Below are 10,982 nucleotides of genomic sequence, written 5' to 3' on the forward strand. Positions count from 1 at the left end.
CGACGTGAATGGCTACTTTAAATCCACGTGACGTTGTGATTGTTGATGGCGTTCGTTCTGCCATGGGCAAATCACGTAACGGTATGTTCCGCAATGTTCGTGCCGACAGTTTATCTGCTGAATTAGTACGTGCACTTGTTGCTCGTAACCAGTTTGATACCAATGAAGTTGAAGACATCATTTGGGGCTGTGTAAACCAAACTTTAGAGCAAGGTATGAACATTGCTCGTAATATTGGTTTATTGGCTGACATTCCAAAAACTGCTGGCGGTCAAACAGTAAACCGTCTTTGTGGTTCTTCTATGCAAGCACTTCATACTGCTGCTGCACAGATTGCAACCAACCAAGGTGACATCTTCATCATCGGTGGTGTAGAGCATATGGGTCACGTAGGTATGATGCACGGCATCGACCTTAACCCTGAAGCATCTAAACACTATGCAAAAGCATCGAACATGATGGGCTTAACTGCTGAAATGTTAGGTCGTATGAACGGTATCTCTCGTGAAGAGCAAGATGCTTTCGGTGTTGAATCTCACCGCCGTGCTTGGGCTGCAACTCAAGAAGGTCGTTTCAAAAATGAAATCGTGGGTGTTGAAGGTCATGATGCTAATGGCTTCAAAACCCTTTGCGACATCGACGAAGTGATTCGTGCTGACGCAAACCTTGAAGCATTCAAAGCGCTGAAACCAGTTTTCGATCCTAAAGGTGGTTCAGTAACAGCAGCAACTTCTTCTGCTCTTTCTGACGGTGCTTCTGCAATGTTGTTGATGTCAGCTGAACGTGCTGCATCTTTAGGTTTAAAACCTCGTGCTGTGATTCGCTCTATGGCGATTGCAGGTTGTGATGCTGCGATCATGGGTTATGGTCCAGTTCCAGCAACTCAAAAAGCGCTTAAACGTGCTGGTTTAACGATGGCGGATATCCAAACGATCGAATTAAACGAAGCATTTGCTGCTCAAGGCTTATCAGTCATGAAAGGCTTAGGCATTTATGACAAACAAGACATCATCAACTTAAATGGTGGTGCGATTGCATTAGGTCACCCATTGGGCTGTTCTGGTGCGCGTATCACAACAACATTGTTGAACGTGATGGAACAACAAGATACTCAAATCGGTCTTGCGACCATGTGTATCGGTCTTGGTCAAGGTATCGCGACCATTATCGAACGTGTTTAATCGACACTGAGATAAAGAGAAAATCCCCGCTATATGCGGGGATTTTTATCTTAATCAATGATATAAGCTATGGTTGTCTAAAATCTTTTAAACCATTTTGAATTTGCTGCTGTAATAGCAAAATATCATTCAAATTGACTTTAATCGAACCATCACGAATGCCATCAATATTGTTTCGATTTATATTAAGTGGCTCTAATATTTTAAATACACCATTAGTTGGATCAGATGATTGAAAACCTGAGGCCACCGCTAGAATATACTCTTGTAACCCAGGTGAAACTTGAGATAAGCCTGACTGCACCTTTGGTTCAAATTCAACTGCACTAATATTCTCAGGAATTTCTGCATTCTGCATATCAGTATGAGTTTTATAAATACGATGCTGAAGTGCTTGACGTACTTTTTTATCTTCTTGAAATGGAGTAGGTCCTACAATTTCTTCACGTAATTCAGATTCAGCCATAATACGAATGGTTGGTAAAGTTTCAACCTCTTCGGCATGTACTGCTGAAAATCCAACCAAAGTAAATGCCATCATCAGCGTTGATCGTTTTAGAAAGTTCATCACTTGCTCCAAAAATCATTCACCATAAACATTGAATAAAAATAGCTATAAATTAAGCCTACAATAAAGTGATATTGAATTCTGTATCACTCTGATAAACGGTAAATAGGATTATTTTTTGAACGTAAGATAAAATGATCGAATCAAATAATATGTCTGATCTTTGTAAAATGAATAGATAAAAGAGGAAAAAATCTCGCATAAGCTCGTTTTTTTGATTACTGTGCTCGAGTGAATTTATAAATATTGATTATTTTATATACTTTAAAAAGCGATTAGGAGAAATGGATGATTTCAACTCTAATTAAAATGACTACAGCAATATCGATTACAGGATTATGTTTAGCAGGTTGTGCAACCAAAACCCTTATTACCAAAGACAGTAAAGCTTATATTCGCACAACCAAGGTTACTTTGGTTGAAGATAGTGTCATTGCATTTGGAAGACCTGCTCAACAATCTGCAAATTTACCTAAAGATAGTCTCGTAATCGCAGGGCAAAAGAATAGCTATATCCTCACCCAAGGTGGATCTCAATTTGTGAATTTAATCACAAAGCTCGACCCCAAAAATATTCAAATTACACGTGAGCTAAGCTTTTATTCTGAAAAAAATGATGGCAATTTTTCAGGTACACTACCCCTTTCATATATAAAACTAAAAGAAGACTTGAGCAAAAAAGATTTAGAGTTTTTCATTGAGAATGGTGCGAGAGAATGTTCTTCTTCAAGTGATGAACGTATGCAAGCTCAACGCTTCTGTTTCGATATCAAACTCGCTGGTGTTGTTTATCCTACTGCAAATAATCTAAGTTCACTCAAAGCATTAAGTAAGCCTTACCAAATCTCTATCTATACCAATAAAGAAGAAAGTTATAAATCAAAATCAGGTATGAATCCTTTGGAAAAACTGGTATTGCTCCCTTTTGCCGTGGCGATTGATGTGGTAAGTCTACCTTTCCAAGCAGCAGAAAAGATCTTTGATTAAGCTTAAACTCGAACTCAATCATGCAATGATGTATACAAGGCATCATTGCATCACGAAATTATAATTCTTCATCTAATACTGCAACATTGTTTTGCTTAATTTTATCCATCTTCTGATTTAATCTGAGCACATCTTGATAAAGCGCATTAAACTTTTTGACTTGTGCTGTTTCCTTAAAAAGAATCTTGTTATCTTCTCTTTGCCAAGGGTCAGTTTTTAACATATCAAACATCGCTTGTGCTTTCTCAATCACTTGTTGTTCAATCGGAAAAATGTCATGCGCCTTGTCTGTTTTCAGGTTATTTTGCAGTTTTTCTTGTAAAGATTTTCTCATTTCATGATGAATGGCGAGATTTTTTGCTTGTTCAAGTGAATCTGCCTGTATTTTCTGTCTCTTTATTCCATATTCAATCGAGATTTTTCGCACATCCTGAAGCATCTTTTCAGTCTCAAGATAACCTTTTTGACGGTCTCGATCTAAACGTTCGACATCTAAAAAAGTATCCCAATTTGCTGCTTTGAGTTGTCTTAAATAAGCGTTTCTTGCCTCAACATTTTGCATCCAATAACTAAGTAGAAACTCGGACATCAACTTATAATCACCAGATAAACGATCATCATGCACATTGAGTTGTATAGGCTTGCTCCAATCCTGCGCTTGATCATAGAGCCCACGCATTTTTTCAGCCATAACAATTTCAAACATTTGTTCGGTATTGGCTGCATTTTGCTTTAAGCGATATTGATAGAAAAAGAATGTACCCAAACAAATCACGACGACAGTTAAAAATAATAAAAAACGGCGCATACAGCCTCCAAGTATATTTATATTTCTTATGTTCTGAATTTAAGTTTAATCAACCAAACACAGACTGTTAATTGATTTTTATTTCATTTCTCGTAACGGAGCATTACATTTTCATCGCTTTAAATTTCGTACTTTCGCCCCTATTATCAAATCAACTGAAATTGTAGAGATATGCCATGCGCGTAGATATTTGGTCAGATGTCGTTTGCCCTTTTTGTTATATTGGGAAAAAGCGTCTTGAACATGTTGCTGAACAAGCAGGAATTGAGCTTGATATTCATTGGCATAGCTTTGAACTCGATCCAGATGCACCTGCCAAACATGAGACTTCGAATACGGAACGCTTAGCAAAGAAATATGGGCGTAGCTTTGCTGACATGGAAGAAATGGAACGTAATGTTGCGGCTATGGCAGCGACTGAAGGCATTGATTTTCAATGGCAAAAAGCCAATTCAGGCAACAGCTTTAATGCACATCGTATTATCCATTTGGCTCAAAGCAAAGGTTTGGGTAACGAAGCAAAAGAAGCTTTTTTTCATGCTTATATGACTGAAGGTCTTGCAATTGGTGAACGTGAAGTGGTTGAAGAAATCGCTTCACGGATTGGTTTGGATCATGCTGAAGTCGAGTATATATTGAATTCAGATGAACTGGCAGATTTTGTTCGCCATGATGAAAAAATTGCACATGAGCAATTAAATGTAACGGGTGTACCCTTTTTTGTTTTTAATCAAAAACTAGTACTTTCAGGCGCACAACCACGTGAGATTTTCTTACAAGCATTACAACAAGCTCAATCTGCTTCTACAGAAGAAATTCAGCAAACAGAGGCGGCTCAATGTAGCGATGATCAATGCGAAATTAAGCCCTAACAAGCTTGCTAAAATACAAGCTTCAGCAACTGTCTGAAGCTTGTGTGCAGCGAACTATTCAAACTAGATGTGATGGCTACGTCACCTATTATCTTAAAAAGCATACCGTTTATCTCTAGTGGTAAATTCTGTAACAAACTAAGTATTTTATTGATCAACTTTTAACTAAAAAAAATGTGATTAAAATCACACTAAAGTGATAGATTTATAGATATACTTCCCCAGTGCGATCTATTTATCCGATTTATTGTTTTAAAATGTTGATACTTTGAAAGCCAAAACATGATCAAAATCTCTATTTGGAATAACTAAATGAGATTTTTTACTAACTTGCAGTCTATAGATTTTGCATATTTTTCTTCTATAATCGTCATAAAGTGACATTCTTTTGTTATGAAAATTCAAGAGTTACAAGCCCTGATAAATGGTCAGATTCAACCCGAACAAATATGTATTGAGCAACTTGTAGCCTTGGCTAGACAGCATAATTTGACGAATACATCTGAATACAAACTGTTAGATGATGCTGTGAATATTGTACTTATTCATTATTTAAAACAGGCTCAAGCCTATCTCTAAGGAAACTATCAATGGACGTATTAGAGAAAGCATTATTGGTTGATGAGCTCAAACATCTGATTGTTGGGCTAAACAACGATAAAAACTCACTTTTTGAGATCGCAAAATCAAAGCGACGTATTAAGGATATTTGTGCTTCTTGTGACGATCCATTGTTTCAAGAACAACTCACCCCATTTAAAGAATTTATTCAACAAGAAGAATTTTCGGCTGAAGAATTAGAAAGCTTTGGGTATGCACTCACTTATCGCGGAACATTTAAATTTATGGGGCATGTTGAACATGCTTTATTTGCATCAGGCGACATGGGATGGGCAGCTTTACGTCAGTCACAGCATTGGCAAATTTGGGTTATTCGTCCTGCATTGTCTTTTATAAAGAGCCCTTGGTTTACATCTACTCGACAAGCACTTGAATGGATTCAAACGAGTACAAGTGATTATATAAAAACAGATGATGAACTCAAAAGTCTTATTCCTGTTTTAGAGCCAATTCATCAAACTTCAACAAATTTATCATTAGATTCAAATCAGACAATTCACAAGGACAGATTATCTGCTATGAGAGAAGAAACTGCGAATTTTGAAGCACAACTCGAAGCAATTATTCAGGAAAGAATTCAATCTGTACCCAATACTCCAACACCAAGTATACCAACGGTCGCAAAGCCTAAACCAAGTTTTAGACAAAATGTGCGTCCTGTTGCAAATCTAAATAAAGCGAAACCTGTTGCACTAAAAGATTTTAATTTAGATGGACTCGTATGTCGCTTAGAGCGTATCGATCCTAAAACATTTCCATCTTTATATCGTGTAGAGCTACACGATGAGATTAATCAAAATATTAAAATTGATTGGTTATATTTAAAAGCTGAGAATGACGTTCAACCTATTTGGGAAACAGCTCAAATCTTTGTTGCTGAACAGCTTTATGCTCAAGGACAGTTTTCACATTATGTCGTCCTTATTGGTACTCATAGTGTCGAATATGCTGCAACAATCTTACAAGCTTATACAGACAAACGTCATACTCAAACAAGCTCGATTCATCAAACAGACTGGGTTATTTTTAAACAACATTACCACCAACATGAAACACTATTTAATGAATGTATCATGAATGGTAATCAAGTTTGGCAGCGTAGTGAGCGATCTTACCCTTATATTCCTGCTGCCTTTATTAACACGCAAAAGTTTATTCCTTTTGAAGAAACAACAGCGACTTTTTTGACGCCAGTCATCCTACTCAAAGAGCGTCAAAAAATCAGAGTGCTACACGGCGCAGAACGCGTAAAATTATCGAGCGAAGATCAAGCTTATCCGTATCTATTGTTAGATCGTGCAGACGGCTATACATGGCAATTAATACGTCAAGTGATTAGCCGCCTACCTCAACCAATTTCAGTTCATGATCTCTATCAAGCACTCGAAAATGCGGATGTTTCAGCGACCTAAATATCCATTTTTAAGATACCTCTAATCCACCATCAAACTTGTGATTGCTTATTGCAAGTTTCATGGTGGATTTTCATAAATACTCATTAAAATTTTCAAACGCATTGTTAAATTGCTGTTTTTTGTGTCTTTAGCTTGATTTTATTGCTTGAATAATCAAAAGTTAAATGAAGAACAATATATAAGTTTTAACTATGACGACTTTAAATCAAACAGTACCATCATATATTTTATATACGCTCATTGCACTTCCATTCGGTTTATCAACAACTGTCAATGCTGCAACTAAATCGGTTGAACAAACTGAGAATAATATTCCCAAAGCGGAAATATCAAATCAAGAAAATTTCTTAGACTATATTCCTAAATGGGTAGATGCGAGCCCCGCCGTTCTTCCTGAACAATCTGATCAATCTATTGTTCCTCCAACCGCTGAAACTGAGAATAAAACTTGGGTTGATCGTAAACAGCGTGATATTCGCAACTGGGCTGATCGAACCTCGGTTAAGATTGATGACTGGTTTGGTGATGTCGACCCTGAAAAACCAGCTTCAGCAACGATTCGTTTTATGTTGGACAATTATTGGAATGAATATGATAACTATGAAGTTAAACCTCGTATTCGAGGAAAAATCAGACTTCCAACTTTAGAAAAAAAACTTAGCTTAGTTTTTGGTGATGATTCTCTAGATGACGAATTTAAAAACAATATTGCCAATACCAATACACAACCAAATCAAGATCCAAATAAAAAACTTGATTCTAAACAAACACGTGACAGCAATGGTTCTCTTGGATTACGTTGGTCTAATTTTTCCAAAAAGCTACCATTTGATACAGATGCAGATATTGGTATTCGTTCTGGTGAAGATGTCTACTTACGTCTAAGAGCTGAGAAGCATTGGGATTTGCACAATGATTTCCACTTTAATGCTGAACAAATCTATCGATATGGTAGTCAAAGTGAGAACTATTTACGTACAAATTTAGAATTGATACATGCTCGCCCTAACCAACCTTTTCTTTCAAATCAATTCAGTTTAACTTACGCTGACAAGCAAGATGATGATTTGTTATGGGACAATCGCGTTTTCCGCCAACACCAATTCTTTGCGCATAACAATTTTAATTACGGCCTCTATACGGGTGGCTATTACAACAATAATGACTTACGTCTAAACAGTTGGGGCCCATTTGTCTCATGGCGGCAACCTCTGTGGCGTGAATGGTTTTATGTGCAGGGCGATCTGAACTATTTCAATGACCACCGCGAGGATCGAAATCATTATGTGAGTACTTTCGTTCGTCTTGAAACGTTGTTCTGATAAAAATATCAACACAACTGTGGATAACTTAAATGTTATCCATAGATATACAAAACCTCTGCCGAAGCAGAGGTTTTTAGGTCAAATCACTTATTGTAATAACAAGCTGTTGATACGTTTGACATAAGCCGCAGGATCTTCTGGTAAGCCACCTTCAGCAATTACCGCCTGATCGAAGATCACATTCGCGAGATCATCAAACTGTGCTGAGTTTTCTAGTTTTCTTACCAATGGATGTTCAGGGTTAATTTCCAGCGTTGGCTTGCTTTCAGGAACAGCCTGACCTGCCTGTTTCAACATGCGAATCAATTGCGGAGAAAGCTCACCTTCGCTAGTCACTAAACATGCTGGTGAATCCACCAAACGTGTCGTTACTCGCACTTCTTTGGTTTTGTCTTTCAATGAGCTGCTTAAACGCTCCACCACAGGTTTAAATTGTTCAGCCGCTTGCACAAGCGCCTTTTTCTCATCCGCATCCTGTAGATCACCTAAATCCACGGCACCTTTAGACACGTTCTGTAATGGCGTACCATCAAATTCAAAGACAAAATTCATTGCCCACTCATCGACACGGTCTGCCATGAGTAACACTTCGATGCCTTTCTTCTTGAACACTTCAAGCTGTGGTGAGTTTTTCGCGGCGGTTAAGTTATCCGCTGTTACATAATAAATGGCTTTCTGCCCCTCTTTCATGCGGGCTTTATAGTCAGCCAAAGAGGTTGAGATTTCATCATTGGTCGATGTCGCATAACGTAACAGCTTTAAGATACGCTCACGGTTACCAGTATCTTCACCCAAACCTTCTTTTAACACTGAACCAAATTCAGTGTAGAACGTCTTGAATTTTTCCTGATCTTTCTCATCTTCCGATTTTGCCAGGCCATCCAATAAAGTCAAGACACGACGCGCATTGCCTTCACGAATGGTTTTTACATCACGGCTTTCTTGAAGTAATTCACGGCTGACATTTAATGGTAAATCCGCACTGTCCACCACGCCTTGAACAAAACGTAAATAGTTTGGAATGAGGTTGTCTGCTTCATCCAAAATGAATACACGCTTCACATACAATTTGATGCCCGCTTTTGCTTCACGTGTAAACAGATCTTGTTTAGCCTGACTTGGAATATACAATAATTGCGTATATTCAGTGCTACCTTCCACGCGGTTATGCGCCCATGCTAGAGGTTCTGCAAAGTCATGGCTGAGATTTTTATAAAAGTCGATGTATTGCTCATCAGTGATTTCACTCTTATTACGTGTCCATAACGCACTCGCTGAGTTAATCGCTTCCCATTCATCCGTCTTCACCATCTGACCGCCTTTAGGCTCTTCACCTTCAGCGACTTCCTCTTCTTGCCAGATTTCTTTTTGCATTTCGATTGGCAAGCTGATGTGATCTGAATACTTATTGATGATTTGTTTAACTTTCCACGACTCAAGATATTCCAGCGCATCATCACGTAAATGCAGAATGATGTCTGTACCACGGCTCGCCTTATCAATTTGTTGAACTTCGAACTCACCTGTACCGCCACTGATCCAGCGCACACCTTCGGCAGCATCCAGACCTGCACGGCGCGACTCCACCGTGATTTTATCGGCAACAATAAAGCCAGAATAAAAACCAACACCAAATTGACCAATTAACTGTGCATCTGCTTTCTGATCACCACTTAACTTTGACATAAAATCTTTAGTGCCCGATTTTGCAATCGTACCAAGATTCTCTATCGCCTCTTGTTGGCTCAAACCAATACCATTATCGGAAATAGTTAAAGTTTTATTCTCTTTATTCAAGCTCACACGAACATGTAAGTTTGCATCATTTTCATAATATTCAGGGTGATTAATTCCTTCAAAACGTAACTTATCGCAAGCATCCGAGGCATTTGAAATTAGTTCACGTAAGAAAATTTCTGGGTTGGAATACAGCGAATGTGTTACCAAATGTAATAACTGAGCAACTTCAGCTTGGAAACTATAATTTTGTGCGACTTGTTCACTCATAAATCACTCCTTATCTTGAGGCTTATATATTTGGAATGATTTATGAATGGTGCATATCTTGAATATTTCAATCCTTGTGTTTTATTTTTTCAGTTAAAAAATGCACAAAAGAACAATTAGAATGGTCCTTGACTCAATATACGTGTTTGTAGAAGTTGATCCAATTGCTGTTGTCTTTGTGCATATGCACGACGAAGACAAGAGGTATTTGCTGCACATGAATTACGCTGTTTCAACCATTGGCATTGCTTATCTTTTTCTGCATCACGTCCTCCCATAGGTAGTGCGTGCAAAATAATCTGGTAAGTTGTTGCCAGTTTTACATCCGCATCATTTAAACCACGATCATTACAAATCTGTTGTTCCGATTTCAATTTTGCAGCTTTGCATGAGAAACTGGCGGCATGGGTTTGAGATAAAATGAGTAATGACATAAGAAATAATGCTGAGCTTAATAATTTTTTCATCACCGATCACAACTTATTAAAAACTAGTTCTTAGCTTACCGCACGCTCTTTTTAGGCTTGTATCTGTTTTATATTACGATTGTAAAATAAAAAACCTCACGATTTGTGAGGTTTCTTTAAATCTAAATCGTCTTAGAACTTATAGCTATAGCCCAAAGTATAGACCATTGGATTTAGGTCTAAATCAAACTTCGTACCATTAACCAACTTCACTTCAGGGCTAAGATCTGCATATCGAACATCCATATATACACCCCAGTTTTTAGCGTCAGCAGGTTGGAAATTAAAACCTAACTGACCAGCAAAACCATAAGTATTTTTCACGTCATCAACTAAGCCCTTTTCGTGCCATGCAATGAAGGCTGTACCACCAACACCAATATATGGAGTAAATCGAGTTGAATTCTTAAAGTTATATTTTGCTGTGATTGTCGGTGGTAATTGACGAACACTTGCAACTTTCTCACCATTTAATAGAACATCGTGATTAATTGGGTTAGCAAGCAAAACCTCAGCTGAAAAAGGCGTATCACCAAAGAAATATTCTACTGAAGGTGTAAATGCGAATTCATGATCACCTTTAACTACAACACCTGGAGCTAATGTTGTATCTGCAGTTGGCGCAATAACACTACCACCGACCTTAACCTGAAAACCACCTGCAAACGCAGTTGATGATAACCCCAATAATGTAATAACTAATAATTTTTTTAGCATTTAAAAAAACCTCT

At 37.8% G+C, this 10,982-nt stretch carries 11 protein-coding genes; 6 read left to right on the forward strand and 5 right to left on the reverse strand.

The window, feature by feature from the left end:
* Nucleotides 1-8 precede the first annotated feature (8 nt).
* Complete coding sequence (fadA, locus tag F908_RS13510) at nucleotides 9-1,181, forward strand: acetyl-CoA C-acyltransferase FadA (protein WP_005163002.1); 1,173 nt, start codon at nucleotides 9-11, stop codon at nucleotides 1,179-1,181.
* 67 nt (nucleotides 1,182-1,248) lie between these two features.
* On the opposite strand, the gene F908_RS13515 is transcribed toward fadA, so the two are convergent.
* The gene (locus tag F908_RS13515; RefSeq protein ID WP_005163005.1) at nucleotides 1,249-1,749 is read right to left on the reverse strand and encodes a hypothetical protein; all 501 of its coding nucleotides are present in this window, start codon (nucleotides 1,747-1,749) and stop codon (nucleotides 1,249-1,251) included.
* Nucleotides 1,750-2,037: 288 nt separating this feature from the next.
* On the opposite strand from F908_RS13515, the gene F908_RS13520 reads away from it, so the two are divergent.
* Nucleotides 2,038-2,736 (forward strand): YidX family protein, encoded by a 699-nt coding sequence (locus F908_RS13520; RefSeq protein WP_005163008.1) that lies wholly within the window; start codon nucleotides 2,038-2,040, stop codon nucleotides 2,734-2,736.
* A gap of 58 nt (nucleotides 2,737-2,794) precedes the next feature.
* Here the strand turns inward: F908_RS13520 and F908_RS13525 are convergent, their stop codons facing one another.
* Complete coding sequence (locus F908_RS13525; RefSeq protein WP_005163011.1) at nucleotides 2,795-3,544, reverse strand: hypothetical protein; 750 nt, start codon at nucleotides 3,542-3,544, stop codon at nucleotides 2,795-2,797.
* A gap of 176 nt (nucleotides 3,545-3,720) precedes the next feature.
* On the opposite strand from F908_RS13525, the gene F908_RS13530 reads away from it, so the two are divergent.
* The 4 genes from F908_RS13530 (at nucleotide 3,721) to F908_RS13545 (ending at nucleotide 7,774) form a co-directional block, all read left to right on the forward strand.
* The gene (locus F908_RS13530; protein WP_005163014.1) at nucleotides 3,721-4,416 is read left to right on the forward strand and encodes a DsbA family oxidoreductase; all 696 of its coding nucleotides are present in this window, start codon (nucleotides 3,721-3,723) and stop codon (nucleotides 4,414-4,416) included.
* Between the two features lie 393 nt (nucleotides 4,417-4,809).
* Nucleotides 4,810-4,995 carry a hypothetical protein gene (locus F908_RS13535; protein ID WP_005163017.1) on the forward strand — a complete coding sequence of 62 codons (186 nt, stop codon included), beginning with the start codon at nucleotides 4,810-4,812 and terminating at the stop codon, nucleotides 4,993-4,995.
* Nucleotides 4,996-5,006: 11 nt separating this feature from the next.
* Complete coding sequence (locus F908_RS13540) at nucleotides 5,007-6,449, forward strand: hypothetical protein (protein ID WP_005163019.1); 1,443 nt, start codon at nucleotides 5,007-5,009, stop codon at nucleotides 6,447-6,449.
* Nucleotides 6,450-6,643: 194 nt separating this feature from the next.
* The gene (locus tag F908_RS13545; protein WP_005163021.1) at nucleotides 6,644-7,774 is read left to right on the forward strand and encodes a hypothetical protein; all 1,131 of its coding nucleotides are present in this window, start codon (nucleotides 6,644-6,646) and stop codon (nucleotides 7,772-7,774) included.
* 90 nt (nucleotides 7,775-7,864) lie between these two features.
* Here F908_RS13545 and htpG read toward each other — a convergent pair whose 3' ends face one another.
* The 3 genes from htpG to F908_RS13560 form a co-directional block, all read right to left on the reverse strand.
* Nucleotides 7,865-9,784 carry a molecular chaperone HtpG gene (gene htpG, locus F908_RS13550; RefSeq protein ID WP_005163024.1) on the reverse strand — a complete coding sequence of 640 codons (1,920 nt, stop codon included), beginning with the start codon at nucleotides 9,782-9,784 and terminating at the stop codon, nucleotides 7,865-7,867.
* Between the two features lie 116 nt (nucleotides 9,785-9,900).
* Nucleotides 9,901-10,251: a lysozyme inhibitor LprI family protein gene (locus F908_RS13555; protein WP_005163025.1), complete on the reverse strand. Its 351-nt coding sequence runs from the start codon at nucleotides 10,249-10,251 to the stop codon at nucleotides 9,901-9,903.
* Between the two features lie 132 nt (nucleotides 10,252-10,383).
* A complete protein-coding gene (locus F908_RS13560; protein ID WP_005163031.1) occupies nucleotides 10,384-10,968 on the reverse strand; it encodes an OmpW/AlkL family protein in 585 nt (194 codons plus the stop codon).
* Nucleotides 10,969-10,982: the final 14 nt, after the last annotated feature.

Origin of the sequence: Acinetobacter sp. NIPH 284 (assembly GCF_000369425.1) — a bacterium.
GTDB lineage: Bacteria > Pseudomonadota > Gammaproteobacteria > Pseudomonadales > Moraxellaceae > Acinetobacter.